Raw genomic sequence first — 26,537 nt, 5'->3', positions numbered from 1 at the left:
AAGGGATTCGATCACTGAACGAATTTGTATACGCCATGCATACGAGACTGACATAACACCGATCCACGGAAGTAGTTAACTCCATTACGCAATAAGAATAAGCTGCCCTGTAAAGAGAGCCAGCTCTTCAACTAAAGCACCCGTTAGCTTAAAGAACAAGTCGAGTAATTATGCTAACTTCTTTTTAAAAACTCTCCAGTTTTTGGGTTAAATATAAGTATATATTCAATATCGTTTGATTCTGTTACTCGATATGTATAAAACCATTTTGGTGTGAAAACATCAAATTCTTCCGTATAAATTGGGGTATTTTTTAACAACTCCAGCGTAACAACTTCAGATAATTCCTTTTGAATGTTTTTTTCTGACTCAGCAACCGTAAACCCAGGTAAAACAAGATACACGGCGATACTAATCAGAACTATTGATGCAATGTAAATATATAAACTCATTTTTTTTGCATTCCTTATTCCAATGACAGTGCTAATTATAACAGCGACTGGTAAAGACATACTCATGACGTTATTATACAATATCAAATTCACTGTCTCCAAGGTAATAATGAGCAAGAGTGGAACTATTATGGCAAAAGATATTCTTTTGCGATATCTCAAATCCCTCACCTCCTTCTTCTAAATTACAATACAATTTCGCAATGAACGTATTGAACTAACCTGCACCGTTAGTTCAATAAGTAAAAGAGTTACCGCTGGCAACCCCATTACACATTGCCGAAACTTCACCAATAATTCAATACTAGTCTGTTACTCATGATATAAAGGACTAATTCATTTCTTTACTCTGACGGATAGCTATTTTGACCGCAAGATAGAAAATTAGCAAATTTAATATATTTACTATTTCATACTCCCTCGTAATTGCCGACAGTATCCACCACGAACCAATTAAAACAAAAAGAAACAAAAAAACTGACTTCAATCTATTCGACTCCCCTTGAGTGTACAATTACACTTATTCTTATTGAACTAAACTGTGCCGTTACTTCAACAAGAAAAAAAGAGCTACCTAAGAAGCCCCAAAATCTTTTACTCAAGCCTATGTTATTTGAACAATTGAGACCCTCGAAATATACTTACTACGAAATAACTACTGGATTATTGTTTACCAGTTTTTCAGCACGTTTAATATTTCTCTTCAAATAAATAGGTGAATTAGAATTACTTGGAATTTTCTGGGTAGTCATCTAAATAACGTCGTCAACTTCTTCAGGACTCTTAGCAAATGCTTCGCCTGAATCAGTAACAAATGAAAAATAATCTCATATTGTATTTTTATAATTCGAAAATGTACACTTCAGTTTTTAAAAGGAACAGGAACTAACCAATCCTTTTAGAATAAAACCACTAGGTAATGGAATGCTCTTTCTTCTGTTTCCTCTTATAAAAATAAAGCCAAATAAAAAAGATTACCCAAGGTATTAAGGTGAATACTCGAATTCCAGTAAATTGCATTATTAATATTTCTGCTATCAAAGTTGGCACCATAATAATCAACCACATTCTAACTACCTTGTTTTTTAAACTTAGTTCAAATCGGTCACTCATATACCTCACCCCTTTTGTTTTTAACTAAATTGTCCCTTTGCCTTATTACGTTTGACACTAATAGAAGTTCCAATATTAAGTAAATCGCCTGGTTTGAATTAATCAAAATTCATTTCTAAATGCCCCCCTCGTTAGTTCATTTAGAAAAAGCTATCTTTACAAGCGGCTACTTGTTTAACTTAAAGTACCCGTTAGTTTAAGTGAAATTCTTCACGCAGTTAAAAAAAGTGACGCTATAATTAATTCTGGGCATTACTTAAGAATAAAACTGCCATGTTATAAGTAAAAAGATTAATATAACAATAGTAACAATCGATAGAAAATAAATAGCCCTCTGGAATTTCGTTAAAGTTGCCTTTTTCCAATTAACTAGAATAAAAATAATAAAAACCAGACTTACAATAGTTAAAACATAATTAGCAACTATATGTGGGAATACTTCAAAATATCCTCGATCACTATTACTCAACATCCTAATTGCTAATAAAATAATATTTACGATAAATGCTGTACCAACAATATTTAATAGGTAAACCCATTTCTTTATTTTTATAGAAGGCTTTTTTCTTCTCCAATTCAAAATACTGATTACAATTAAAACGAATGGGGCAGCACTAAAGTATACTAAGCAATAAATGAATAATATTGCACTTATTGATAACCAAGATATACTTTTATCGAAAGGGAGGTAATCTGAAATCGATGTAGAAATTTGTTTAACTTCACCATCCTTTATAGAAAAGTAAAGAACATTTGTAGGAATAAACATAGTACTACCATTTGTCATTTTATAAACATTTGGAGATGTTTGGACGTAATTAGCTTTCATACCTGCCAAACTTACTTCAATTTCATTCGCATTTGGTGATTTCACTGTAAGCGGTTGTAAATAGTAATACAAATTTAAGAATCCATTTTTCATTCTGCGAGTAGTTAGATACTTTCCTTCTGTTATTTGTGAGTTTGGTAAGTCCGCCAATTTCCCTTCATCTATCTCTTTTTCTCCAACCAATTCCTTCGTCAGTCCATAGGAAATATCATACTCTGAAGCTTGATTCGTTACTATTATTACTGCAAAGTTTTCTTCAGGGACGATATGAAAATTACTTGAAAAGGAAACTGTATTTCCACCATGTGTTAATCCTTTAAACTTTCCATCATACTCCCAAAAACCATGTGCGATACCAGGGACATTTTTATTAATAGCATAACTTTGCGAAAGCATTGTAACTAGCGTATTTTCATCCTCAAACAAAACGTTTTCATTATCGGATTGTGGCATAAGTGCCATTGCAAACTTAGCTAAATCTTGAGCTGTTCCATTTATTCCACCGCTAGGATACATGGACATATAGTAGGGTGTCGATAGTTTGAAACTTCCTTTTTCAATAAGCTCATATCCATTTACTTTGTTTTTTGTTATCTGCTCATTTCTCCCTAAAGACAAATATGCAGTTGAATCTAGAATACCTAACTTTTGAAATATATGTTCATCAACATATTCATTAAAGTCTTGTTCTGTAATTAATTGAACTATATATGCAGCTAGAGAAGTTGAATAATTAGAATAAGCAACGACTTTACCTGGACGATATACTTGGTTTGGCTCAGCAATTTTCAATCCTTCTTCTAAAGATTTCACAGGGGATTCGGTAGCATATCCCGTGTCAAAAATATTTTCCTCAAATCCTGCAGTGTGATTCATCAAATCCAACATAGTGATCGGGTCATCATATGTTAATTTTGTTAAAAATCCTTGTGGTAAATAGCTGTTTATATCTTCATCTAAATCGATTTTTCCTTGTTCGACTAATTGCATGACCGACACCCATACAAACAATTTACTAACTGAACCCCATTCAAAAACAGCAGTATTCGGATTTATTTTAATTTGGTTTTCAATATCCCCATAACCATATCCTTTTGATAAAACAACTTTATTATCTTTCAAAATAACAATGCTCGCACCCGCAGTTGTTTCACCAATATATTCATTTACATAATCGTCTACGAAAAGTTCTACATCGGATAATGAAATTCCAGATGGTGTTGTAAGTTCATTAGCATAAATTGTTTCGGTGAAAAACATAGATAAAGCTAGTATCAATAAAACAGTAAAATTTTTATTCATTCCGCACTCCCTTATAATAAGTATCTATTAGCATATTTAATTTCATTTAACTTGTTCAATTAACGGGAGGTTAGTTGAACAAGCTTACTACGAAATAGCTACTTTATTATTGTTTATCAGTTTTTCAGCAAGTTTAATATTTTCCTTTAAATAAATAGGTAAATTAGAATTACTTAGAATTTGCTGGGTAGTCATCCAAATAACGTCGTCAACTTCATCAGGACTCTTAGCAAATGCTTCGCCTGATTCATGGTCGCAAAGAAAAACAATGTCAACCACATTTATGCCTGAATCAGTAACGAATGATGAGCTATTAACATACCGAAGATTTGAAACCTCTATACCTACTTCTTCAGTGATTTCTCTTTTTAGTGTCCTTTCTAAAATGTCTGATGAGGTTCCTTCTTCTTCTACTTTTCCTCCTACAAGAGACAGTAGACCTCCAGCGTGTTCTTCTTTTTCACTCCGTCTGATTAACAACCATTTTTCATTTTTGTAAATTGCACCTTCTACATTAACAATAAACATAATATCTCCCCCTCGTTAGTTCATTTAGAAAAAGCTACCTTTATAAGCACCTACTTGTTTAACGAAAGCTCCCGTTCCTTAAGTGTAACTTTTCACAAGCCTGGCCTTAGATAGCTTATTTCTTAAAATTAAATCTATTTCCTATATCCTTAAATTCTTCGCTATCAATTATCGGGGGTTCTTCATCTTTCTCTTTTAATTTCAAACCGATAAGTCCAGAAATCAATGCAAATATGAGTGAACCTTGCCAAGTAATCGTAATATTAACCATGAAGGTATCGAGTAATTGAATCAACGCAAAAGTAAGACCCGTATTCAAAAAAAATGATAACCATCCCTTACTTGATTGAATGATACCGACAGATTTCAAAGATTTTGGTATCGCATTTGTAATGAATGAGAGAGGTATTTCAAGGAATACATACATAACAAAGAAAAATACTAAAGCACCCATTGAATTATATTGAAACCCGAGTAATCTTAAAAATAAATATTCAAAAAAAGTAATACTAAGCAAAATGATAAGCACGATAGACGTACAAATTACTATTGTTTTAATTTTATTTATATTAGCCGTACCTCCCAACTATCCTGTTCGTTTGCTTAAGTCCATTCTTTCACGATCTTCATTTACCTTACTAAGCATCACCAAACAATATATATGATTACATTTAAGACTGTCCCATCACCTATGGTAATCTAATCAATAATCGCGCCCGATTTGCAGTAAAACCTACCAAAATCAATATTCAATGATGTGGGAACTCATTTATTGCTATAATCCTTACAATCTCAAAACATGTTTTTATGTTTTTCGAAAAATTCATAGTATGTACGGACGTTTTCTAATTCAGTCCAGCGTCGCACCTTAACAGGGTTTTCATCAAGATTATAAATTTTTGCTTCTTTCATGGATAACAGAAATGGAGAATGTGTTGATATAATAAACTGACAGCCAAAAAAACGGGCAGAGTCTTCAATAAATTTCACGAGTTCCATCTGGCGTTTTGGAGAAAGACTGTTTTCCGGCTCATCCAAAATATAAAGTCCATTATCTGCAATTTTTTCAGTGAAATACAGGAATGCACTTTCTCCATTCGAATATTCCCTCACATTATCTATCAATTCATTTCTCACAAAACGAGATTGTGTTTTACTTCTGGCTGTGTTAACTTTTTTTAACTGATCATAATCTGCCATAGATTTCATTTGAAAATGGGAATACTTCGCATCCAAATATTCTTCAAAAATTTCTTCCCGTTTTTGGTCAATTCCCTCGTTGAGGTTCCGGATATTCAACATATAGTCAAATACATCATCACTAGTAATAATTCTGCTATTTTTTGGAATGTCTGCTTTAAGCTGCATCTCACACATATTTACATAATCAGGATAGAAATTAGATTTATTATAGATAGAATCACGTTTGATTCCTATTTTTTCTGCAATCACGTTTAATGCAGTACTTTTTCCTGAACCATTTCCGCCATATAGAATCGTCACTGGCTCAAAAACAATCGTCTCAAAATCATTTTTCGATAAAATTTTAAATGGATAAAACGAGTCATAGCACGTTCTTTTTATTTTCATGATAAAGTCAAACTCCATTCCCTCATTTGGAAATGAAAAACCATGTAAGTAAACCATAATTCTCTCCCCTCGTTTAGTTTATTTTTTTCTAATTATAATCTTCCGCAATATGATCCATTTTCGTAATCCAAGACGCAATTCGATCGTTTGGAAACGCTTGACGAACATCTTCCCTTTTATTTCGGAATTGAGCCTGACTGTGGAGGTTTAGAAACTATGCCATCAAAAAGGATGTCCTGATAAAGCGCAAGAAGAGCTGCTACTTGATAAACTTTTTTATTAGTACCAATACGGAAAAATGAATGCCACCACCAACCATACCGAAAATGAACATGAAGATTATTGAAAACAGATCATATAGAACAACGCTCCCAACAAGACCCGCCAAGCCACCGAAACCTGCATATAAAAGTACTTTTACCCAATTCGGATAGTTTTTGGTTCGGGCAGAAAAATCGAGGTACAATGAAACAGGAAATGCCCCAAAAGCAAAGAACGGAAACGAATAAAGCGCCACTACCAAGACGGTTGGACCAAAACTCCAAGAATCTTGGAAAGATAAAATTGAATAAATTGCTAATAAAACTCCAAAGAGTATGGGAGTAATTAAAATTGCTAAAAAGTAGAAAGAAAAGCGGTCAAACGTCTCTTTATAGTTTGTTGTCATATTGAAATGCATCCCTTTCCTTCCCTATGATTCAAGAAATTATTTCGCAAGATCGTCCTTGGAATGTCAAAGAAAATCTTTAAATGGAAGAGAAGTAATACAATTATAGTTAGAAGTATATTTTTAAAAGCAGCATTTAAATGAGTAATCCACTTGCTATTGCGCTTAAAATGGTCGATAGATTCAACATATATCCCCCCCTTACTATTCAGCTAATGGACTGTCTGTTTAATATGATTGCCTTTGAGGCAGCTGAATCGAGTAAAGAAGATTAAATCCACAATTGCGCCCGATTTGCAGTAAAACCTACCAAAAAATGTAAAAACACCCCTGTTGAGTAATGAAGAAGTGGTGCCTGTGTGGTATATCCCGCACCTGGTAGAATTATTGCCAAGTTTTTGGAACCTTCACTTTTGCCCAGCATTTTAAAAGGAATATCGAACCCCTTATACCCTTTAACTGTTCGCGTTTTAACAGTAAACATTAAAATCTCCCCGTTCCCCAAATGTATATTTCCTTCCTCTCTACTTGCATAACTTTAACTTTCAATATGAGCCGTCCAATTCCCTTTTTTCATCGACTATCTGGCTCTTATTCTGGAATCACAAATGAAATATACTTTAATATGCTTGTGTCCAATATACCGAGTATTTCCCCTCTTTATTAAAGCAAGATCATTTTTCTAATTTCTATCGCCATTCCCAATTTAACGTATCCACTTTGTTTGGACGGTGGCTATAAAAAATACAATCAATACAATGCTGTAGACAAGGATCCAGGTAAACTGCGCAAAAACCTCTGCCGGAATGGAGGTAATCTGATCGCCCACACTCATAATTTCCAAAGAGTAATGCAAAGGTGGTAGAATCCAGGTTAATAGCTTAAATTTTAAAATATCCGCTTTCAATACTGCTATAACCAAGGAAACAATCAGAATACTGATAACGCCCCACCAGGAGTTGACATTGCTTTTTACGAGTTCCCTAGTGAAAAACAAGGATAGCGCAATTGAAAGGATGGCAAGACTAAAATGAGCCAAAAGCCCAATCACAATATGTACACTATGTAACTCAGGCTTAAACGCATGAATAACGACAGGATACGCCACAGCTACAATGCTCAGAATCAGCCCGGACAAGGCACAATTTAGCACGAGGCTTAGGTAATACGTTCCTTTATTTTTGGCGTGCATAATTGTTATTTGTTTTTGCCCCTCATCCTCTGCGTGTAGGATAGTGATCGTGACCCAGCCCATCAAAAAAAACAGCATGAGCGAAGTAAACGAGTAGCTGTCCAGAATTGGATTAGGCGTGTAGGTGTAATTGATAACGAGCATCATGATAAAGACTGAAACCGGGGGGACGTACTTATGTGTTCGAATATATGTAGCAAATTGGTAGTGAATCAAACCCTTCATTATTACGTTTCACCTCCTCTTTTAAAACTGTTGGAAAAATTCCGTTTCTTTATTATGTAAAGGCGCTAAAAGCTTGATCGAAGCCCCTAAATCTAGAAATTCTTTTACAACTTTATTCGTTTGTTCTTGTCTGACATTCAACTCGATCACCCTTCTTCCCGAACCGATTTCCGTCTCCTTCTGGATGATCACTTTGTCCCTTAACGGACCGATTGATACAGTGTTCGACAGTTCAAACACAAGCCTGTTCATGAACTTTACTTGTGCTTGTTGGCTACTCGTCTGGGTGATTTGACCTTGATGAATGGCAAGTATTTGGTCCACGACCTTTTCCAATAGCTTGGTCTCGTGACAGGTTAAAATGACGCTAATCTTTCTCTCCTTCATGAGTATTAATAAGTCTTCCAATTCGGTTTGTGCTTTTGGGTCGAGGCCCGAAATCGGCTCGTCCATGATTAGAAGATCTGTTTCCTCCAGCATCGCCTGCATGATCATTACCTTTTGTTTCATCCCTTTTGAAAAATGAACGATCCGAGTGTTTCCGTCGTCTTCCATATGAAACATTTCCAGCAAGGTGTTAATTCGCTGCTGCAGCCACTCCTTTGGTAGCCCCCGAATTGTTCCCATATGTGTCAAATACTCCACCGGCGTAAAGGGAATCACCGCAGGGATCACCTCAGGTACGTATCCAATCCTGACAGACTCTCCGTTCCGCAAAAGGACTTGCCCGCTATCCGGCTTCGTTAATCCGCCAATTATTTTCAATAAGGTACTTTTCCCCGACCCATTTTTTCCGATGATAGCCGTAACCTGGTTCGATGGAATCGAGAGGGACACCCTCTCCAGGACGAGTTTGTTTTTGAATGATTTGGTTACATTCTGCAATTCTAAGATTGTGTCCATTTTTACACATCCTTTTAGAACTTATAATAGATATCCAATTTTCTTTAACGGTGTTATACCATAAACTGGCCCGTTTGCTTTATATGGTATCCTTTCGGGCAGTCCGATTGTGTGAAAGTAATTATTTGTTGTCTGGATACCACTTCAAAAACATTTCTCTCTCTATTACATTTAAAATGCAGGGTGAATTCACTTGCGATTCTAATTTCCTATGTTCCTCTGGAAACTCTGACTGTACACCAATTCTAATATAAGGCAGGTTTTCCTGAGCCTTTTGAGAACGGATATTTGATAATTTTGCCCCTGCAAATACATATTCTAAATCCAATACTGTAAAGGCGATATATAGAATTTCTGATTTGGCTAATGCGTTATAACCTTTCCCCCAATAGTGATGCCCTATCCAAGTACCAATATGACAAGTGCTATAGATGTCATCAATGTCTTTTAGTGTTATTACCCCCATTAAATTTCCGTTTTCGTCAAGGATGACTCTTGAATATTGCTTTCCTAGTCTTTCTTGTTCCAAAATAAACTCAATAAAATCAATAGTTCCTTCAAGTGAAGTTTGGTCATTGGTAAGTCCCAATGCCTCTTTCACTTGTGGTTCTGACGAAAGTGATGACATTGATTTTGCATAGATTTTATTATGTGGAACTAATGATACCTTTAACAATCGTATCCCCCCAAAAAAATATTGATATTCGAATCTCTCTCCAACAATATGGCCCGATTGTGGAAGATCATCGTAATCGTCTTGTTCAACTAACTGCGTAATTTTAGTAAGCAATACCGTTATTACTAATTTCCATAGGATCTAAAACTCTACACAAAATGGTTGGATACTGTTATCAAGACAGTGCTCTATTCTTTGCCTGACTTAACTCAACTCTTGATTTCCATAAACTTTTTTGACGTAGCTTTTACTATAAGGAAATGAGGGCTGGTCATAAGATAGTGATACGATTTTCCATTCACTTCTTTCAGCTTTTCTGACGGTTGGGGTTCAATCAGCTTAGCTATATTGAAAAAGTTAGTGGTTTCATTTACGATGCTTTGCATAGGCCTTCTGTAAAAGCTGACTTCAATTGTAATAGCAGGTTTGTTCCAGGTTTCTGATAAGAATTGGGTGTTAAAGTAGTCTTCACAATCGTGTCTTGTATAGTCCATAAATGGGTGATGAACTGAAAATAAAAAGGTTCCGCCTGCTTTTAGAATGCGGTTGAATTCTTGAAATGTATAACTCCAATCCTTTAGATAATGAAGTGTAAGTGAGCTTACAATCACATCAAAGGAATCATCCCTAAATGGAAGAGTTTCTCGAAGATCATGACAAAGGAATGTCGCTTTTTCCCCTAAACGGTGCTTCGCCGCTTTTACCATTTCGGGGCTTACGTCTATACCAGTAACTTCTGCACCTTGCTGCAATAATTGAGAAGAATACCATCCAGCAGAACAACCGGCATCAAGCACCTTTTTTCCTTTTAATTGGGGAGGCAAAGCAGCTATCATAGCTGGTCGTTCATAAAAAGCGTTGTATGGACTCCCCTCATCCACATCGTTTTGATATGTATTAGCTAACTTATTATAAATGTCCTTTGTAGTGTTACTCATTTAATGCCCTCCTTCCGATTGTTGATATATACCCTTAATAATAGGTATCTCTTAAAAAAAAGCCGTGCTCTTATATCGTTAATTGGCCCTTATATGAAGAAGGAGCGCTGAATTTCACTCAAGAAAAGCACCCATTTATTGAATTGTAACTATTAAAGACATTTTCTAAAAAACCAAGTTATTATTTAAGATCATCTTTTTCCAGAAAAAACTCTTCATTAGAATTTTTTAATACAACATCAAAATTCCGATGATAGGGATGCATGAATAAATCATATTGAATTCTACGCTCTTCATGAGATTGTCTTAAATAATGAATATCTATTCCTCTTTCAGAAACGTCTCGAATTCCTCTTCTATTTAACTCGGTTTCTCCATCAGTATATAAATAAATCGTCAAATCAAATAACATTGGATTTATAAATGCAATACTCATGCCCTCTACAATATTCACTTTGTTTTGGGAAGAAATTAGCGTGCTCTCCCTATAATGCGTGCCAATTGTATAAAAATCTAAACCATCCCTAATCATGTTGATGTCTCTCTCTAAAGCAGACAAATTATGAGCAGTAGGATGGCATGCTGTCATTTTATAATGATGTTCTTCGTTGTTATATTCGTAATCTAATACAGTGTACTTCCTCAGATTTGAGCCAATAATATATGGGTCAGTATTAATAAAATTAATGTCTTTTTGTTCCAGAAGCTTTACAAGTTTATTTGCAAATGTTGTCTTTCCAGAAGCACCATGACCTGAAATTCCAATCATCACTTTTTGATCTGTATTGTTTATCCAATTGGCTATCTCATCTAAGATCCTGTCCATGATTCTCTCCCTTGAAATTATTCTGGAACAACTTTGTCCAACAATCGCTCCCACTAATTGAAGAACAGAATAGCTACAGATTTAATTTGGGTAATATTGTTTTTAATTCAATTAAATCATCTATTACAATATCAGCCTGAGAAAGTTCTTCTTCTTGTGCAAAATCAAAATTACATCCTATTGAAACTAAACCATTATCTTTTGCTGCATTAATATCAGATAACCGGTCTCCAACTACTGCTCCATTGACAATATCATATTTTTTTATAATACTCCGAACTAAGTCTGATTTATTCAGCGATTCAATTTGTTGGATACTAAATGTTTCAGTAACCCAATTATCCAAATTATAATAACTTACGATTGCCTTTAAATATTCCGTTAAACCATTACTTGCTATGTAAATTGAACAATTATTCTCTTTCAAATAACTGAAAACTTCATTTACATTAGGATATAAAGCACCTTTCCCACTTCTTATATTTTCAATTAATCTATCTAGAAAATAAGCATCAGTTTGTTCCCTTACTTCATTCGAATGATTAGGCAGCAAAGTTTCCCATACCATTGGTAAAGGCACACCCATAATTTGACGGTATTTATCAATTGGTGTTCCTGTATCCCATTTATTTAATAATCGTAAATGATTAAAAGTATCCTCAAGTGATAATTCTAAAATTTTATCCGTTTGAAATAGTGTTCCATCCATATCAAAGATTAATGACTGCGACATTACTTTACCCCCTTATCTCCTTATTTAATAGGCGCAATCTTTGTTCCAGAAATGCGCACTTTAATTGAAAAAGAAGATATTCAATTTTGTTTTGTACGAAATGCTAGAAAAATCGTCCTTATCAGGCCAATCGCCAGAAGAAGAATTCCATTCGCTAACGTTGTAAGCCCTAAAAATGCTCCACCGTAGCCAGCACCTTCTCCAGTTCCCCCTGAACTCCAATCATAAAAATGAAGAAATAATGCTCCACTAGAAAAACCAATAACTGGAGCAAGTATCATCATAATGATACCTGATACCATAAGATTTAGTTTTCCTTTTTTAAACAACATAAAAAAACCAATATTAAGCGATATTATGAGTAAGATAAATAGTGTCAAAATAAAATTTTCCATCACTGCCCCCCCACAATCTAATTTCACCACTAAAGTTCCATTCCGATTGAGATTATTCCATTAAATGACCCGATTGTTTTCCTAACCTGCCCCATTAGTTCAATAAGAAAAAATAGCTCCCTAAGAAGCCCCTGTTGTTCGATTAAAGCTACCCGTTAGTTGAATTAGATTAAGGTGAAGGGATTGCAGTAGTTGAGAAATACATCAATAGTAAAACAACCATTAAAGCTAGGATAAGTAAAAAAATGCGTTTCATCAACTTCCCCCCCTCAAAAAGGAATCTTTCATGTTTCCATTTGTGAACATTAACCTGTCCGTCAGTTTAAGAAGAACAGAGACGCTTATTGTAAGCATTGAAAAGGGGAACTTCGACTGGAAGATCCTTTTAGCTGTTTGTTGAATTAAAGCATTTGCTTGCAAAAAACTTTTTTTACTTCAATTTGTCTTTAATGATTTTTTAGCAATTAAACTACCGACAAAAGAACTTACAACAGCAATAGGTGCAATATATAATACTTTATTTATATTCCATGGTGTTAGATAACTAGAAATAATAACTATTATAACCATAAAAACACTTGCAAATATTGATTGTCGAGTGTTTAATTTTAACAGGTTCATAATAAACTCCTTTCTTATTCTTCAATTAAATTATTTGTTATAAAGGAACTAAGTTTGCAGCTGATCCTCCTTGAACTCTACGATCCATATTCAATCGTATAGTATTGATAACATGGTATATATCTCCATTAAACTTAGTCACTATAAAATCAAGTAATAACAATATATGTAATAAAGATAATTTTCCAATAGCAGAGCTAGTATAGATTTATGGATACAAGTTAGTTAAGTCTCTATCCTAAAATAGAGAGGACATGTCTGGGATGAAACAAAAACGTTATAACCAAGAATTTAAACAAACAATTGTTGACCTCTACAGATCTGGTACTTCTGTGAGTGATCTCAGCCGCGAGTATGGTGTATCTGAAGTAACGATTTATAATATGATTCATCTTGTTTTAGGTGGAACAGCGCTTTATGATGACAGTGACAATTGTTTCTTCCTAATTTAATTCCTGTAATGGCACATTTCCCGTATTGCGTAATAAATCGGCTAATCCGATTGTTGAACTTAGATAGATTTATCTGAGCTAGTGGTTAGGTATTTATTAAAGAAAACCTTCAATCTTTGCCACGCATCAAATTGCGCCTTTGAGTTATCTTTCGGATTTCCTCCAAGTAACAATTTCATTCCGTTCCCAAAAGGAGATACGACAGATTGTGTGGTTGGGAATCCAGGAGCCACAAAAGAGTGTCCTGACTTAGGGAAATTGATATGTTCATAGTAATAAGGATGGCTGTGTTCTCTCAATCGGGTTATCACTTTTTCAGACAACAAATCAGCTGGCCATAACTGGTCATCGCCTCCTGAAATCAAAAGAATAGGACCTTGAATATTTTCGACTGCAATCTCAGCCTGTTTCTCGCCTTCTGCCCAATATTGATAGGTTTCCCGCCAAGATATCGGTTCTCCTGAATGTAGCGCCTGATTAAATTTCCTAGTAATCCCTTTTGGTACATCACCACAAGCAAACGGTAACGATTCCCCCTTGAATTGCCATGAAGATACTCGCAGTGCTGATTGACCGATTCCTGGGTAAACAACGCCACTAGCTACATAACCTACAACTGCCTTGATTATCGGGAACACTGAGGCGCTTAATAGTGCTAGTTCACCGCCTTTAGAAGTTCCGAATACGCCTAGTTTTGTAATATCCGCATTTGGATTATTGTTTAGCCAACCTATTGCTTTTTCGATATAATCCAAGGGGATATTTACTAGCTCTTTTGGTAAGTCTCCAATACCAAAATACGCCAAAGCTAATGTATTAAATCCATGTGAAGCCAACAATGCTGCATTATTCTCTCGCAATCCTCCTTCAGATCCTCCTAATACAATGATGGTAGGCAATGGCCCGCTATTGGAATGGCAAAAGAATGTTCCAACCAGTCCTTGTTCACATATAGGAAATCTATCTACTTTAGGGGAAACTACATCACGAATAACAGAAGTAACTGTCAAGACTTCTTGCTCCCTCATTAGAATTAGCTTTGTTTCTAATGGTTTTAAGGGAGTCCTATTCTTTGGTTTATCATTCGATACAGGAGACATTGACCAAAAAAGTCCCATTACATCAGGAGTAAAATAAGTTCCTGATTCAGGCTGCGCAGTTGCTAAATTAATTTGCCCCTCACTATCAGACTTAAATTCCGCAACCGATTCCCAATTGGTGCCAAGGTTGTCGCACATTTCGGCTTTTATCGTTACAACCTCACATGGTAGAAGATTGGTGACATGGAGTTCTAGTGATGTGTCTATTAAGGAACTGCTCTGAGTAACATGGAATGATGGTTTCATTGCTTTGCCCTCCTTATATAAATTGTGCCTTGCTCTATTATCATTGAATACTTAATTATTAAAAATTGGAATGACTCGATTTTCAACAATATGGCCCAATTGTTGAACACAAGTTAAACAATACTCTTCAACTACTAACCTGTTCTGTTAGTTAAAGATTCGATTGTAAGCTATTTTTTTCCATTTAAATTAATATTATTTATTATTAGGATTAGAGAAAATAATATTAAAAATATAAACCCGAGCAAAGACAATATATTTGTAATTAGAACTAACAATTCTCCAAATATATTTCCTCCATAACCACCTGGGAACATTCCAAGTTTAGCGTAACTAAACATAGAACTATTTATTAAAGCAAGTACAGCACTTCCCAATATACAATAAAGTAATTTCGCATTTTTACTCAATGTACCTATCCCCCATTAATTCAATTTATATAAATATTTAAACCTAAAGTTCCAATAAACTTTTATTAAAGAACAGATTCTTTCTTCAAGTAAACCGCCCCGTTAGTTCAACAAGGAATTTGATCACTGAACCAGCTTGTATAGTCCATACACATCAAGCTAACATAACGCCAGTTCACAGAAGTAGTTAACTTCATTTTTCAATAAGAATAAACTGCTCGTTATCGAAAAAGCGTCTCCACCTATTGTAGAAACGCACCCGTTAGTTTAATAAATACTATTCCGCAGTAGGAACTACTGCGGACAAAAAATAAAGATTACATCTTAGGATAATCATTACATCATATTTGGAATGAATAATTTCATAAATAGGAAGTAGCCTAGCGCACCAACGACTAAGGAAATAAGGATTATTACAAGCGGTAATTTTTTAGTTTTCATGGTTTCCACCTCACCCAAATTTTAACAGGAAAGGTTCTGTATTGATACTCTATTTCAAGATTGGCTAAACTACCCCTTTAGTGAAAAAGCGTCTCAACTTATTATAGAAATGCACCCGATAATTGAACAAGCGCTCTCCTATTTCAAATTATGGTCGTACTGTGTCCTTACCAACTTAATGACTGACCACACCTATTACAGTGATATAACACATTGGTTATGCATATGGCATTGTGTGCAAAAACCCCCGTCACCTTCAAGTTCAGTAACCTTCTTCGGCAATTGTTTATCCATTTCTACCAAAGCTGTTCTCATAGCTTCTTGTTGTTCATCTGTCCAATTCGCCCATGCTAACTCTGCATGAATGACTTTTTGCGCTTCTTTGATTTCTAAGTTCATTCTCCTGTCGTTCTGTAACTTTTTGTACGATAACAATTGAAATACATAAATGGACGTGAATCTCATCCTCTAGACCGATTCAAAAATAGGCATGAGGTCCGTGTATTTATAGATTTTAGAATTATATAATAAACATATAAATTAAAGGAGATTATGTTACATATATCAAAATGCATATATACATTGCTTATTTTTTCCATATCACGGTATAATTTAAAGGGGGTCAACTTATGAAAAAAATAATTGGATTAAGTTTTATTCTATTTGCTGGTATCACTTTATCCGGATGTTCAGGGATAATAGAAAATTCTTTAGATTCAAGTGATAGAGCTGATTATGAAGTTGCTTTTAAACAAGAAACCGGAAACGGAAGTATTGAATTATTAACACCAACAATTACAACAAAAGATAATCAATTAGATTTTATGACTGAGGGAATTGATGAAAATAAAGTGACCTTTATTTTTGTTGCCAATGAAAAAGTATTTGAACAAAAAATAAAGAATGATGAATCCTACGAACTTAACATTAAGGGCATCAAAGATGCTCATAAAACGGGGTACAAGCCAAAAGTTCAACTTTTGCAAACTACAGATGATACTGAAAATGGGGATATAATTACCTTTAAACAAGTTAGATATACAGTTGAAAAAGATTAGTTTTCTTGTTAGGCATTTGGTCAGAAGAATTGAGAATAATAAACTTCTTGAATGCTCAAATGGGGTTGCTCAAAAAATGCAAGATAACATTATAGAAACAACCAAATATGTAAAACCTTAGCAAATTATAAAACATCACTTGCTGATTTTAAGTCCTCTGAAAAATAGAGGGCTTTTTTTACTTCACAGTTTGTGTCAAATACGACATAAAACCTCTACTCCCTTCTTTCACTAACCTGCCCATGTTAATTGGAGATGGAAAAGGACTAGCTACATAAGATCTAATTGTAAAAACAGCGCTTCGATCGCTGAACAGGCTTGTATAGCCCATACACAACAAGTTAACATACCGCCAGTTGACGGAAGTAGTTCACTTCACTACTCAATAGGAAAAAGCCGCCATGAAAGGCAGCCCAATCTTCACTTAAGCACCCTTTACTTTAAGAACATTATTTCACTAACTCAATTTTTTTGAATTTCTTCTTCAATTTCTTTCATAATATCGAATGCACCTTTGGATTTGTTTGAACATATTACTGTTTTAATTGCAGTTTTGGGATAAAAAGCAGAATGGAAACTGACGCCAGGATCATAACCCATTATATGAAATTTGAAAATCTCATCATCCTTTTTCTCAATCCATACACCATAACCATAAAAGCCATTTTTGTTATTCGTTCGAACATATGGAGTTAGTAACTTATTTGTGTGTTCTTCATTAAGTAATTGGTTATTCAATAGAGAATCCCATAAATTCCCCATATCGTTCACTGTTACAAAGGCCCCACCATCTGAACCACCCTTTACAGGCAATGAGTAAATATTTGTTTTCCATTTACCATTTGGAAGGTCAATATAACCGAGTGCTGTATGTCTGGGTAGGGAATCAAATTCAAAATAGCCTGCGTCACTCATATCCGCTTTTTTAAAGATATGCTCCTCTACATACTCAGAAAATTCAATTTGACTTACTTCCTCTACAATCAAACCAAGTAAAATGTATCCTGCATTGTTATAATGAAATCTTTCCCCAACTTTGAATTTCATTGGCTGGTTTTGGAATAGAGGTAAGAAGTCTTCTAAGTTTCTTATAAGATACATCGGATTCTTAACCCACAATTCCTCAAATTCGTCCATAATTTCTTCATCAAAATAATCAGGAATTCCTGACGTATGCGTTAAAAGATGATGAATCGTTATACCTTTAGCAAAATTCAGGAAGTCTACATCAAGACAATCTTCTAATTTCGATTCAAAAGAAAGTTTTCCAGCTTCCACAAGCTGACAGATTGCTATGGATGTAAACAATTTACAACCTGACGCAATACCAAATCTTGTATCTGTGCTATTTTCAATTTGCTCAGAACGGTTTGCATAACCGTAGCTTAATTCTGTTAAAATATCATTGTTTCCCTTAACAAGAATGCCTCCAGAGAATTCAACTTTTTCTTGGGCTTTGGTAATACGCTTTAAAATATTGGTTTTCATTATATCCCCTCCATTGTTGGCATATAAATCTGTATTCTTCTTCAACAAAACTTCTTTGTTTGTTGAATAACTGAGTAATCGGTCTATTGGCACAGTGTAACACATTTACAAAAATTGGTGTAGTGAAGTTCCGAATCAGTAACGGAAATGATTGACTGTTACGGCAGGCGAAACGCCAGTGTCTATCACCTCAACTTTGAGGTAAAGCATACACACGCATCATCCATGACAACCGTAACAAGCTCTTAGAAGCATTTACCGAGCTTATAAGCATTGAGAATGAAGTTCTAGAGCTATCTCTGAAGTAACAGGTGAGTTCCTGTTTACGTATGAAGGCATAACAAAAGGACTTGCAAATATGAAAATCAATCATCCACGCAAGTCCTATTCTTCTTAAACTAAAGCACCCTTTAGTTTAAGATCAGTCTTCTAGACAAGCATAACTGATTATTAAAATGTTTTATTTTTTCAGGATATCTAACAAGCAGTATCCAAGCACTATTCCCACTGCCGTCTTGAGTGGAGTTCTAATTGTTATTCTTAAAAAATCTTCAAATATTGAATGTTCACCAAATGGGGTATAAGTCCAAATAAGTTAAATCCAAACTGGAGAAGTTACGATAAAAAAGGTGGGATACCAATTGCTAACAATTTCAATCAATCAAATGTCCATTTTTCCTGTTGCTTAATGTCCTTGGCCAATACAGGTAGCTTTAATAGCATCCCAATAATGACAGGAAACACGAGACTGTAAATGAAGAATAGTTTATTATCAAGCGTTTCTTGGGCAACGGATTTTAAACTCATATAATATTTGCTACCTAAATAACAGAAGAAACCAATTAAATAGAACCCAAACAAAATAATATATAAAACGTTTCATCTAAATACCTACTGTCACCTTTTATATGAGTCTATATATAAAAGGTGGCAGTTTCCAAAATATTTATTTATGTATTTTTCTTGTTCAACTAACCCGCCCCTTTAGTTGAACAAGATAAGGATGCTTAACCCTCAATTGAAGTAACGCACCCGTTAGTTCAATAACAAATAAAATTTATTGGTTAACACCAATATTTACATCCCATAGTCTTTGAACATTCACTAATTCCTGTTTATTGAATTCCATTCTATAAATATCAGGTTTTGATGTGCTATGTAAAAAATTCAAATCATAAGTGCTATCGAAATATCCCATCATTAAAGTCATAACTGCCCCATGAGTACCTACCACTACTTGTTTATCTCTAAAAGTATCTAATAGTTCTTTTAAGACTTTTATAGCTCTTTTTTGGCAATTAACATTTGATTCTCCTCCCTCTAAAGAGAAATTTGATTCAAAAAATGACTTCTCCAAAAGTTGAACCAATTGCTTATCAGATACACGATTGTCTTCAGAAGAAAATAACTTCTCTTTTAAATCTTCGAACACTAAAACTTTTTTCCCTATTTGTTGAGCTAACTCTTCAACAGTTAAAATTGAGCGTACGTATGGACTTGAAACAACTATATCAACTTCTTCATCTTTCATTATGTCAGTTACTCGTTGAGCATCTAAATAACCTTTTTCGGTTAACCCTCTGGTTCTTTCATTTCCTTCTTTTGGCGACTCACCGTGTCTCACCATATAAACAAATGTACTCATAATATATTCCCCCTAAAAGTGTATCGCTTATTTACCGACAGCCCTGTTTTACTAAAGCACCCGGCAGTTGAATTAGAATTATCTATTCATTATTCGACCTTCCAGAATGTTCTAAATAATTTAAATTCATTTAATTTATTCATTCCTAAAGTCATAGGTATCATCAATAGCAATTTTTGTACCATTAACTACAATTGTTCCATTATTTATCCATCGAACTTCATTAACATTTGGCATCACTAGAAAAACATTCTTTTTCAGACCTGAGATAGAATCTTCTAACACCCCCACATATGTTACGTCGTTATGGAATATTAGTCCTCCGTTAAAATAAACCGTTATACTTTTCTCCCCATCTGGCGAAGTATAAATACCTTCTTCATTTTTCGCATTCACTTGAATATTACTTAGCGTTGGGTTTAATACTTGATACAAAAATAATATGCGCAACATAATAATGACCGCAAAAAACAATAATGAAATTTTAATTAACTTACTCATTTTTCACAATCCTCTCCATAAAATCGTTCATATTTGTAATTTCATATGAATGATTTTATTTTAAAGACGTAATGAGCGCTAAAAGGTTCAAATTTTCCCTTAATTTTAATTAATTAGGTTTATAATATTTTGAATTTGACTAACCCGCCCCTTTAGTTGAACAAGAAAAAAGAGCCCTCTAAGCATCTCAATGATCTTTAAGTAAAGCACCTGTATTTCGCAAAAACGTAATACAGAAGATTGCAATTGCAACTACACAATGTTGCAACTTGACACGGATCCTCTGCGGGCATGAGTACCAAGCCAAGAAGCCAGCTGTATCAATGGCTGGCTTTGCATGCGAAGGCAATCATACATACCACTCCATGTAAAATTGCAACGCCAAGTTTGGTTGCAATACTATGTACTTTCATTTTGCACTATACAGCAAACGTTAGATCAAGAAGAAGTAAGTCCAGTCTTATTATTAAAAAATCTATGCAGTGCAATAGCTACTGCTAATATTCCTAATAGCAGAAAACTAACAAAAAAAATTTCAAACCAGTAGTTGAAGATTTTGATACGAAACCACTTAACACCAAAAACAAAACGCCAACACCAGATAGGAAATATGAAAATGTCCTATCCTTACGTTTGAGTAGAATATATCCTCCAAGGATTATGAGATACGTTGCACTTAGTAACATAAGTAAAGGAAACCTAGGTGCAAATTTTGCTGCATATACAAAATGGTCAATTGGTAAAATACCATTTAGGTTTTCTACTTGTCCGTTCGCCATCTGAGAAAAGATTGCAGTATGTTTCCATTCCCAAGGTTTCTCTAATATTGTGCTGACTTCTTACCAGGTAGCCCCAGTAGAAAGTATTAAAAGTATTGAAGCCAAACCAAATTGGATAATAATCTTAAAAGACAATTTCGTCACCTCTTATTTAAAATGAAAGTTAGATTGTTGAAGGTGATATTTGTAACAAAGTAAGAAAAGCATTACTGTTGTTCAAGTAAAGCACCCGTTAGTTGAACAACAGTACATATTTCTTACTTACTCTCCTTCATTATTGAGGAATAATAACACCAACACTTACATAATTAACTTGTTCTTGTTCCATCATTGGTAATATTTCTTCCACAGTACCTGTTATTACAATTCCTCCCACTTGTAGCTCACCTTGTATTTTTTCTAACAATCGCTCTTCGTTATTTTGTTTTTCGGATAATCTTTGCAATCCTTGTTTAAATTCTTTCACGTTTTGTTCAATTGCGCTTTCTGGCTGAATTGAAAAACCATAAGCATATTCGCTAATAACATAGCTAACATAATCAGAACCTATTTCCTTTAACGAGCTGTCGAATGAATCTCTATTCATCGGATCAACAACCCAAGCCCACTGTGCTGTTGGGAAAAATTCCAACATCTTATCTACAGGTAGTTCTTCTTTGAAAGAAATCGCTACTTCGATTTTATCTTTACTATCTAGCGAGGATATCAGGGCAATGTCATCATTTGAACTTTTCATTCGAGGATATAAGAAGTTCATCACTCGTTGACCATTCCGATAATATTGCTCACCATCAAATGATGTTATTCTTGTGTCAAGTAATGTAGTCGGTTTGTCATAAATTTTATAAAGAGTTTGTTCGTTATACCAAGTATACGGAATGCCGTCAATGTTTTTTCTATATTGATCTTGTGTAATCGCCGATTCAATACCATAGCTGCTTGCTCCACCATTATCTAAAGTAATATTTGCTCCACGTACCATTGATTTACTCACTTGCAAATTATAATAATTGGTCATCGTTTTTTGCATGTAAAGATGCGCTGCTAAAAAAATAACTACTCCTACTATTACTGTAGTTAATGTCACAGCTATTGAAACCCAAATTGTCCGTTTCAAAGACTTTTTCTTTGCTTTTTTTATAGTTGGTTGATATGTATCCTTTGAATCAAAAATAGATTTTTCACTCATAATAAGTATCCTCCTCAATCATTTTTCGTAATCGTTTTTTTGCCCTTGCCAACTGAGTTTTTATTGATTTATCTGTTGTTTCTAATAAATGAGCCATGTCTTTTAATGAAAATTCTGCACTATACTTCAAAAGCAGAAGTTCAGTATCTTTTGGTCTTAGTTTGGACATGGCTATTTTCATTTGTTTTACAAACTCTCCATCAATCAGGGATTGCTCGGGAGTATATAAATTAAGTAAATCTTCAGTTTTAAAAAGCGCTAGATAACGATCCATTGTCTTCTGTTTCTTCAAGCCATCATAAAATAAATTGATAGCTACTCGATAAAGCCATGCATCTATATACCTTTCATCAACACCATCTAATAGCTGGACAAAACGATATGCCGTCTCCTGTAAAATATCTTCGGCATCTTCTTTTTTTGCTCCCATTTTTAGTAAGACATAATAGACGCCTTTTAATTTCCTTTCTAAATAAAGCCCTAATTCTTCATCCATAATCCCCCTCCTACTTAGATAACGATTGACGTTCAAAAAGGTAAACACCTTATATCAATAAAAAAAAGATTAGCTATTAAGCTAATCCAAGTACAAGAACAACTTTACTTTTTATTTAACTCCTCCTTTATATACGATGCCATTTCAATTGGAATTTCAATAACATCTTGAATTAACACTTCCCCCTCTTCAGACGTAACAGGCGTTAAGTGTACAAGCAACGTTTTACCATTATCAAAAGTGACTAAAGTAAAACTGTTTATTTCTGCACTATTAGTTACAGTGCTTCTCACAGTATCATATATCTCATTTATACTATCTTCATCGTATCCTTCTTGTACTAAGGATTTAAACTGTGCGTAATTATCTTGAACTGCATATTGTTTCATTAAAGATGAAGTATTTAAAGGACTATATGGCTCCCAAGCCTTACTATTATCCTCACTACATCCAGTTAGGAATATTGTAAGAAACAGCAAAAAAATTACATATGATTTATTCATATATACACTCCTTAAGTATTATTCAACAATTTCGATATTTAATTCTCCCTACAAATTCGATAGGAATTATACATTCTGGTCCGGATGTTGAACATAAGTTAAACAACACTTTTCAACTAACCTCCCCGTTAAAGGTTACATTTCTCTTTTCAAGCACGTATAAAATTAGGAGTATTTTCAATTCCTGACTCAATCCCTGCTGGATTAAATGCTAAAGCCTTTTTCTCTGGATTGTCGTTTGTCTCCTTGGTATTTGTCTGGTCACAACCACCTAGAAAAATGGGTAATGACAACATATAAAAAATCCTAGCTATTTTTACGGTATCTCCTCCAATAAATCCAATTTTGATAAGTTCAAATTTACCAAGCATAGATATCCATGAAAAATGACCAATTAAATATATCAAATCTAATGTTTTTTTATGTAATTACTCTGTCCTTTGTAAACTGTATATAATGCTGATTATATAGGAAAAGAAAGTTTGAAGAAAGAAAAAGAGTACAATTTTCAGTTTTCTCAACCTTCTTTCTATAACCAATCAAACATATAAACGTTAGTGAAATGCATGGAAGACGAAAAATTTGTGAGTGTGCTTAAATGATAATTCTGATAGAATCGATGAAATAGCTAAGCAATGGAAATTGCTCAGTATTGGTATGACAATACTTTAGGAAACTTGTCGTTGATTTAACGTTCTGCTGAGAAAGGTCAGGTTGAATTTATGAGTAAATTGATGAAAATTGTTGGGGCAATCGCGATCATTAATATATTGGCCAGGTTACTTGGCTTTATTAGGGAAATAGCGATAACGAATCAGTATGGTGCGTCGACTACAGCTGATGCAATTGCAAAAGCGTATACAATTCCGAATTTCATTTACCTCGTTGTTGGTGGCGGATTGACGACAGCATTTATATCCGTCTATCATTCAACGAAATTAGATAAGGCTTTGTACGTTCGAAAGTCGCTTACGACTGTTCTTATGACAGCAGTTTCGATAACAGTTACATTAATCATCTTTACAGATCCAACTTTGAAACTATTCTTTAAGAATCAGAGTGCTGAAGAGCATGCATTGGTACGCAATCTATACCTTTGGATGATGCCATCTTCAATCATTCTTGTCCTATCGACATGGATGAGCGGAGTGCTTAATGTAAACGGTAAATACAACCTGTCTAGTATTGCGGTTCTTCTGTATAATGCAGCCTTTGTCGGAATAGCTGTCTTGTTAACCAGTTATTTCGGACCTCAATCATATGGGATTGGTGCATTGTTTGGTGCATTGATAATGGGTGGATTTCTTTATGCAGGACTTCGGAAATCGAAACTCTATTCGTTGAAACCATCTTTTGGTATGTCTGAAGATGTTAAGAGGTTATGGGTTATCGCTTTGCCGATATTGTTCGGTGGAGCCTCGCTGCAGTTCTATATTCTCATACATAGGATTGTATCTGGGCGGTTTGGAGAAGGAGTTACTACTGCGGTGAATATTGCCTCGAAATCGACTGGCCTTCCGCAGGCAATCTTGATGACCGCAGTGACGACCGTCATTTATCCTCTCCTCAGTAAAAAAGAGGGAGAGGGCGACATGGAGACTATCCGTGCACTCTATAAAAAGGGAATGCTCTATCTAGTTGCACTACTCGTTCCAGCGATGGCTGTCGCTTACTTTTTTGCAGAACCGCTTATCAGTCTTGTTTTCGAACGTGGGGAATTTACAAAGGAATCGGTCTTGCTAACGGTACCGATATTTCGTGCATTTTCGCTGTCGATGTTTTTCCTCGCTGCGAATACATATATCACTCGATTCTACTACGCAAAAGCCAATTCGATGGTGCCGGTAATATTTAGTGTGATTACCGTCTTAGGCATTAATGTAGCGGTTATTTATTTGATGATGGGCTCATTTGGACCTTCGGCGATTGCTTATGGTACGGTTATTAGTGCTGCGGCAAACTTCGTGATGCTCGTTATTTATGCGAGGGTGAAATGGAAACTTTAAACATAGCTAATTCATTTATACTTTTTAATAGATAAATCAAAATCACATGAAAGGTTTTACCTCATTACTCAATAAGTTATGAGACTTTTTGCAAATCGAACATATTTACATTGCGATAGATTTAATAAGAGAAAGCTGCCCTATATAGGCAACCAATTCTTCCACTAAAGCACCCGTTAGTTGTACAAGAAAAATGAAGCTTATTCCATATTAGCGATCGTTTGCTGAATAAAAAATTCTTTCTTTCTTTCTTTCTTTCTTTCTTTCTTTCTTTCGTCTTCCAGGAATATTAAAATTATCAAAATCAACAAGCAAAGCGTTATAGAACCCCATATTTATTTTACACCGTGAAAAACAAAAGATTTGGTTTCTAAAGTTGCTTGTTTAAACTCCCAATCTCCATAAACTTGGGTTAGTGAAAAACCTACTTGTTGTAATAATTCATGGATTTCTTCTTGCGGTCGAAATTTTAATTGCATTTTTTCATGAATTACTACTTCACCTGTACGTGCGTTTTTTACAGTCTCATAGAACGTAAAAACATCTTCTACAAACCCCTCATATTCAGTCCAAATTTCAAGTGACTCACCGCTCACCTGGCTCATCGCAATATCAGGTGTCATATCTTTTTCCCACTGTTCCCACGCTTTTGCTAATGGGTTACGTGTATCAAAAATAAAATGACCTCCAGGTTTTAATGCTCGATATGCATCTGAAATGACGCATTTCCGACTTTCTTCTGTAAGAAATACTTGCGCAACATTCGCTGTCATTATGACTGCATCAAACGCATTTGTTTGTAAATTTGAGCTATCACCAACAATCCAAGTCACTTCGCCTGGAAACTCTTTATTTTTCGCATATTCGATTGCTTCTTCATTTGGATCAATAGCTGTAATATGATAGCCTGCTTGAGCAAAGTGAGTTGTCAATCTTCCTGTTCCGCAACCTAAATCAGCTACTTTTTTAACATTTAACTTCTTTAACAGTGCTAAGAAGAATTCATCGTCTTTGCCCCAGCCATTAATTTGGTCATATACTAATGGAATCATTTATTTACCTACCTTCCAATTCTCTTCTTTTCTTTTTCTTGTTCCTTTATATTTGGGTGAAATATTTTTGGCAATACCTGAACCACTAATTAATCACCTCGATTGGATTATAATTTCTTCTTCCACGATCTGTCACGATTGTGGAAAACAAGATAAACAAAACTCTTCAACTAACCTGCTT

The 26,537-nt window shown here is 34.6% G+C and carries 31 protein-coding genes; 3 read left to right on the top strand and 28 right to left on the bottom strand.

Going from position 1 to position 26,537, the window contains the following annotated elements; genetic code table 11:
- Nucleotides 1-173: 173 nt before the first annotated feature.
- The 15 genes from MKZ11_RS09150 to MKZ11_RS09080 form a co-directional block, all read right to left on the bottom strand.
- A complete protein-coding gene (locus MKZ11_RS09150) occupies nt 174-614 on the bottom strand; it encodes a hypothetical protein (RefSeq protein WP_340794012.1) in 441 nt (146 codons plus the stop codon).
- 1,207 nt (nt 615-1,821) lie between these two features.
- Nucleotides 1,822-3,696 carry a serine hydrolase gene (locus MKZ11_RS09145; protein WP_340794010.1) on the bottom strand — a complete coding sequence of 625 codons (1,875 nt, stop codon included), beginning with the start codon at nt 3,694-3,696 and terminating at the stop codon, nt 1,822-1,824.
- A gap of 87 nt (nt 3,697-3,783) precedes the next feature.
- Nucleotides 3,784-4,224, bottom strand: a complete 441-nt coding sequence (locus tag MKZ11_RS09140) for an NUDIX hydrolase (protein WP_340794008.1) — start codon at nt 4,222-4,224, stop codon at nt 3,784-3,786.
- 115 nt (nt 4,225-4,339) lie between these two features.
- Nucleotides 4,340-4,810, bottom strand: a complete 471-nt coding sequence (locus tag MKZ11_RS09135; protein WP_340794006.1) for a YrvL family regulatory protein — start codon at nt 4,808-4,810, stop codon at nt 4,340-4,342.
- Between the two features lie 206 nt (nt 4,811-5,016).
- Nucleotides 5,017-5,871: an AAA family ATPase gene (locus tag MKZ11_RS09130; RefSeq protein ID WP_340794004.1), complete on the bottom strand. Its 855-nt coding sequence runs from the start codon at nt 5,869-5,871 to the stop codon at nt 5,017-5,019.
- Between the two features lie 202 nt (nt 5,872-6,073).
- Nucleotides 6,074-6,481 (bottom strand): hypothetical protein, encoded by a 408-nt coding sequence (locus tag MKZ11_RS09125; RefSeq protein ID WP_340794002.1) that lies wholly within the window; start codon nt 6,479-6,481, stop codon nt 6,074-6,076.
- A gap of 271 nt (nt 6,482-6,752) precedes the next feature.
- Nucleotides 6,753-6,965 carry a hypothetical protein gene (locus MKZ11_RS09120; protein WP_340794001.1) on the bottom strand — a complete coding sequence of 71 codons (213 nt, stop codon included), beginning with the start codon at nt 6,963-6,965 and terminating at the stop codon, nt 6,753-6,755.
- Nucleotides 6,966-7,187: 222 nt separating this feature from the next.
- Nucleotides 7,188-7,898, bottom strand: a complete 711-nt coding sequence (locus MKZ11_RS09115) for an ABC transporter permease (RefSeq protein WP_340793999.1) — start codon at nt 7,896-7,898, stop codon at nt 7,188-7,190.
- A 21-nt stretch (nt 7,899-7,919) separates the two neighbouring features.
- Nucleotides 7,920-8,801: an ABC transporter ATP-binding protein gene (locus tag MKZ11_RS09110; protein ID WP_340793997.1), complete on the bottom strand. Its 882-nt coding sequence runs from the start codon at nt 8,799-8,801 to the stop codon at nt 7,920-7,922.
- 121 nt (nt 8,802-8,922) lie between these two features.
- On the bottom strand, nt 8,923-9,429 hold the full coding sequence (locus tag MKZ11_RS09105) for a GNAT family N-acetyltransferase (protein WP_445327040.1): 507 nt from the start codon (nt 9,427-9,429) through the stop codon (nt 8,923-8,925).
- A 257-nt stretch (nt 9,430-9,686) separates the two neighbouring features.
- Nucleotides 9,687-10,415 (bottom strand): class I SAM-dependent methyltransferase, encoded by a 729-nt coding sequence (locus MKZ11_RS09100; RefSeq protein WP_340793993.1) that lies wholly within the window; start codon nt 10,413-10,415, stop codon nt 9,687-9,689.
- 181 nt (nt 10,416-10,596) lie between these two features.
- Nucleotides 10,597-11,241, bottom strand: a complete 645-nt coding sequence (locus MKZ11_RS09095; protein ID WP_340793991.1) for a uridine kinase family protein — start codon at nt 11,239-11,241, stop codon at nt 10,597-10,599.
- Nucleotides 11,242-11,314: 73 nt separating this feature from the next.
- Entirely contained in the window at nt 11,315-11,974 is a 660-nt protein-coding gene (locus MKZ11_RS09090) for an HAD hydrolase-like protein (protein WP_340793989.1), read from the bottom strand.
- 80 nt (nt 11,975-12,054) lie between these two features.
- Nucleotides 12,055-12,369, bottom strand: a complete 315-nt coding sequence (locus MKZ11_RS09085; protein WP_340793987.1) for an inner-membrane translocator — start codon at nt 12,367-12,369, stop codon at nt 12,055-12,057.
- A 435-nt stretch (nt 12,370-12,804) separates the two neighbouring features.
- Nucleotides 12,805-12,990: a hypothetical protein gene (locus MKZ11_RS09080; RefSeq protein ID WP_340793984.1), complete on the bottom strand. Its 186-nt coding sequence runs from the start codon at nt 12,988-12,990 to the stop codon at nt 12,805-12,807.
- 254 nt (nt 12,991-13,244) lie between these two features.
- On the opposite strand from MKZ11_RS09080, the gene MKZ11_RS25060 reads away from it, so the two are divergent.
- Nucleotides 13,245-13,442 carry a transposase gene (locus MKZ11_RS25060; RefSeq protein ID WP_445326987.1) on the top strand — a complete coding sequence of 66 codons (198 nt, stop codon included), beginning with the start codon at nt 13,245-13,247 and terminating at the stop codon, nt 13,440-13,442.
- Between the two features lie 59 nt (nt 13,443-13,501).
- Here the strand turns inward: MKZ11_RS25060 and MKZ11_RS09070 are convergent, their stop codons facing one another.
- The 3 genes from MKZ11_RS09070 to MKZ11_RS09060 all read right to left on the bottom strand — a co-directional run bounded on the left by MKZ11_RS09070 (nt 13,502) and on the right by MKZ11_RS09060 (nt 16,038).
- Nucleotides 13,502-14,788, bottom strand: coding sequence for an acyl-CoA thioesterase/bile acid-CoA:amino acid N-acyltransferase family protein (locus tag MKZ11_RS09070; protein ID WP_340793982.1), 1,287 nt, complete (start codon nt 14,786-14,788; stop codon nt 13,502-13,504).
- Between the two features lie 170 nt (nt 14,789-14,958).
- The gene (locus MKZ11_RS09065; RefSeq protein ID WP_340793980.1) at nt 14,959-15,198 is read right to left on the bottom strand and encodes a hypothetical protein; all 240 of its coding nucleotides are present in this window, start codon (nt 15,196-15,198) and stop codon (nt 14,959-14,961) included.
- A gap of 636 nt (nt 15,199-15,834) precedes the next feature.
- Nucleotides 15,835-16,038, bottom strand: coding sequence for a hypothetical protein (locus tag MKZ11_RS09060; RefSeq protein WP_340793979.1), 204 nt, complete (start codon nt 16,036-16,038; stop codon nt 15,835-15,837).
- 230 nt (nt 16,039-16,268) lie between these two features.
- Here MKZ11_RS09060 and MKZ11_RS09055 point away from each other — a divergent pair, with 230 nt between their 5' ends.
- Nucleotides 16,269-16,697: a hypothetical protein gene (locus MKZ11_RS09055; protein ID WP_340793977.1), complete on the top strand. Its 429-nt coding sequence runs from the start codon at nt 16,269-16,271 to the stop codon at nt 16,695-16,697.
- Between the two features lie 462 nt (nt 16,698-17,159).
- Here the strand turns inward: MKZ11_RS09055 and MKZ11_RS09050 are convergent, their stop codons facing one another.
- The 9 genes from MKZ11_RS09050 to MKZ11_RS09015 form a co-directional block, all read right to left on the bottom strand.
- Nucleotides 17,160-18,185, bottom strand: coding sequence for a serine hydrolase domain-containing protein (locus MKZ11_RS09050; RefSeq protein WP_340793975.1), 1,026 nt, complete (start codon nt 18,183-18,185; stop codon nt 17,160-17,162).
- 657 nt (nt 18,186-18,842) lie between these two features.
- The gene (locus MKZ11_RS09045; protein WP_340793973.1) at nt 18,843-18,992 is read right to left on the bottom strand and encodes a hypothetical protein; all 150 of its coding nucleotides are present in this window, start codon (nt 18,990-18,992) and stop codon (nt 18,843-18,845) included.
- 250 nt (nt 18,993-19,242) lie between these two features.
- A complete protein-coding gene (locus tag MKZ11_RS09040) occupies nt 19,243-19,830 on the bottom strand; it encodes a histidine phosphatase family protein (RefSeq protein WP_340793970.1) in 588 nt (195 codons plus the stop codon).
- A 135-nt stretch (nt 19,831-19,965) separates the two neighbouring features.
- The gene (locus MKZ11_RS09035; RefSeq protein ID WP_340793969.1) at nt 19,966-20,331 is read right to left on the bottom strand and encodes a DUF5412 family protein; all 366 of its coding nucleotides are present in this window, start codon (nt 20,329-20,331) and stop codon (nt 19,966-19,968) included.
- Between the two features lie 506 nt (nt 20,332-20,837).
- Nucleotides 20,838-21,158 carry a DUF4306 domain-containing protein gene (locus MKZ11_RS25055; RefSeq protein ID WP_445327039.1) on the bottom strand — a complete coding sequence of 107 codons (321 nt, stop codon included), beginning with the start codon at nt 21,156-21,158 and terminating at the stop codon, nt 20,838-20,840.
- Between the two features lie 226 nt (nt 21,159-21,384).
- On the bottom strand, nt 21,385-22,299 hold the full coding sequence (locus MKZ11_RS09030) for an anti sigma factor C-terminal domain-containing protein (protein WP_340793967.1): 915 nt from the start codon (nt 22,297-22,299) through the stop codon (nt 21,385-21,387).
- Nucleotides 22,292-22,795 carry an RNA polymerase sigma factor gene (locus MKZ11_RS09025; RefSeq protein ID WP_340793965.1) on the bottom strand — a complete coding sequence of 168 codons (504 nt, stop codon included), beginning with the start codon at nt 22,793-22,795 and terminating at the stop codon, nt 22,292-22,294. Before MKZ11_RS09025 ends, MKZ11_RS09030 begins: the two co-directional genes overlap by 8 nt.
- Nucleotides 22,796-22,899: 104 nt before the next feature.
- Nucleotides 22,900-23,298, bottom strand: coding sequence for a hypothetical protein (locus MKZ11_RS09020; protein ID WP_340793963.1), 399 nt, complete (start codon nt 23,296-23,298; stop codon nt 22,900-22,902).
- Nucleotides 23,299-23,447: 149 nt separating this feature from the next.
- Nucleotides 23,448-23,705 (bottom strand): hypothetical protein, encoded by a 258-nt coding sequence (locus MKZ11_RS09015; protein ID WP_340793961.1) that lies wholly within the window; start codon nt 23,703-23,705, stop codon nt 23,448-23,450.
- 327 nt (nt 23,706-24,032) lie between these two features.
- Here MKZ11_RS09015 and murJ point away from each other — a divergent pair, with 327 nt between their 5' ends.
- A complete protein-coding gene (gene murJ, locus MKZ11_RS09010) occupies nt 24,033-25,304 on the top strand; it encodes a murein biosynthesis integral membrane protein MurJ (RefSeq protein WP_340793960.1) in 1,272 nt (423 codons plus the stop codon).
- A gap of 335 nt (nt 25,305-25,639) precedes the next feature.
- Here the strand turns inward: murJ and MKZ11_RS09005 are convergent, their stop codons facing one another.
- Nucleotides 25,640-26,356 (bottom strand): class I SAM-dependent methyltransferase, encoded by a 717-nt coding sequence (locus MKZ11_RS09005; protein ID WP_340793958.1) that lies wholly within the window; start codon nt 26,354-26,356, stop codon nt 25,640-25,642.
- Between the last annotated feature and the right edge of the window lie 181 nt (nt 26,357-26,537).

Source organism: Sporosarcina sp. FSL K6-1508, from assembly GCF_038007465.1.
Lineage (GTDB): Bacteria > Bacillota > Bacilli > Bacillales_A > Planococcaceae > Sporosarcina > Sporosarcina psychrophila_B.
The sequence above is the reverse complement of the archived record's forward strand: the minus strand, read 5'-3'. Positions and strand labels throughout refer to the sequence as shown.

Excerpts from the sequence above, each read along its gene's own strand:
- MKZ11_RS09005 (WP_340793958.1), bottom strand. The coding sequence starts at position 26,356 with ATGATTCCATTAGTATATGACCAAATTAATGGCTGGGGCAAAGACGAT.
- MKZ11_RS09050 (WP_340793975.1), bottom strand. The coding sequence starts at position 18,185 with ATGAAAACCAATATTTTAAAGCGTATTACCAAAGCCCAAGAAAAAGTT.
- MKZ11_RS09130 (WP_340794004.1), bottom strand. The coding sequence starts at position 5,871 with ATGGTTTACTTACATGGTTTTTCATTTCCAAATGAGGGAATGGAGTTT.
- MKZ11_RS09060 (WP_340793979.1), bottom strand. The coding sequence starts at position 16,038 with ATGAACTTAGAAATCAAAGAAGCGCAAAAAGTCATTCATGCAGAGTTA.
- MKZ11_RS09040 (WP_340793970.1), bottom strand. The coding sequence starts at position 19,830 with ATGAGTACATTTGTTTATATGGTGAGACACGGTGAGTCGCCAAAAGAA.
- MKZ11_RS09145 (WP_340794010.1), bottom strand. The coding sequence starts at position 3,696 with ATGAATAAAAATTTTACTGTTTTATTGATACTAGCTTTATCTATGTTT.
- MKZ11_RS09035 (WP_340793969.1), bottom strand. The coding sequence starts at position 20,331 with ATGAGTAAGTTAATTAAAATTTCATTATTGTTTTTTGCGGTCATTATT.
- MKZ11_RS09025 (WP_340793965.1), bottom strand. The coding sequence starts at position 22,795 with ATGGATGAAGAATTAGGGCTTTATTTAGAAAGGAAATTAAAAGGCGTC.
- MKZ11_RS09045 (WP_340793973.1), bottom strand. The coding sequence starts at position 18,992 with ATGAGTTTAAAATCCGTTGCCCAAGAAACGCTTGATAATAAACTATTC.
- MKZ11_RS09120 (WP_340794001.1), bottom strand. The coding sequence starts at position 6,965 with ATGTTTACTGTTAAAACGCGAACAGTTAAAGGGTATAAGGGGTTCGAT.
- MKZ11_RS09125 (WP_340794002.1), bottom strand. The coding sequence starts at position 6,481 with ATGACAACAAACTATAAAGAGACGTTTGACCGCTTTTCTTTCTACTTT.
- MKZ11_RS09110 (WP_340793997.1), bottom strand. The coding sequence starts at position 8,801 with ATGGACACAATCTTAGAATTGCAGAATGTAACCAAATCATTCAAAAAC.
- MKZ11_RS09115 (WP_340793999.1), bottom strand. The coding sequence starts at position 7,898 with ATGAAGGGTTTGATTCACTACCAATTTGCTACATATATTCGAACACAT.
- MKZ11_RS09085 (WP_340793987.1), bottom strand. The coding sequence starts at position 12,369 with ATGGAAAATTTTATTTTGACACTATTTATCTTACTCATAATATCGCTT.
- MKZ11_RS09080 (WP_340793984.1), bottom strand. The coding sequence starts at position 12,990 with ATGAACCTGTTAAAATTAAACACTCGACAATCAATATTTGCAAGTGTT.
- MKZ11_RS09140 (WP_340794008.1), bottom strand. The coding sequence starts at position 4,224 with ATGTTTATTGTTAATGTAGAAGGTGCAATTTACAAAAATGAAAAATGG.
- MKZ11_RS25060 (WP_445326987.1), top strand. The coding sequence starts at position 13,245 with ATGTCTGGGATGAAACAAAAACGTTATAACCAAGAATTTAAACAAACA.
- murJ (WP_340793960.1), top strand. The coding sequence starts at position 24,033 with ATGAAAATTGTTGGGGCAATCGCGATCATTAATATATTGGCCAGGTTA.
- MKZ11_RS09100 (WP_340793993.1), bottom strand. The coding sequence starts at position 10,415 with ATGAGTAACACTACAAAGGACATTTATAATAAGTTAGCTAATACATAT.
- MKZ11_RS09020 (WP_340793963.1), bottom strand. The coding sequence starts at position 23,298 with ATGAATAAATCATATGTAATTTTTTTGCTGTTTCTTACAATATTCCTA.
- MKZ11_RS09095 (WP_340793991.1), bottom strand. The coding sequence starts at position 11,241 with ATGGACAGGATCTTAGATGAGATAGCCAATTGGATAAACAATACAGAT.
- MKZ11_RS09055 (WP_340793977.1), top strand. The coding sequence starts at position 16,269 with ATGAAAAAAATAATTGGATTAAGTTTTATTCTATTTGCTGGTATCACT.
- MKZ11_RS09070 (WP_340793982.1), bottom strand. The coding sequence starts at position 14,788 with ATGAAACCATCATTCCATGTTACTCAGAGCAGTTCCTTAATAGACACA.
- MKZ11_RS09030 (WP_340793967.1), bottom strand. The coding sequence starts at position 22,299 with ATGAGTGAAAAATCTATTTTTGATTCAAAGGATACATATCAACCAACT.
- MKZ11_RS09105 (WP_445327040.1), bottom strand. The coding sequence starts at position 9,429 with ATGTCATCACTTTCGTCAGAACCACAAGTGAAAGAGGCATTGGGACTT.
- MKZ11_RS09090 (WP_340793989.1), bottom strand. The coding sequence starts at position 11,974 with ATGTCGCAGTCATTAATCTTTGATATGGATGGAACACTATTTCAAACG.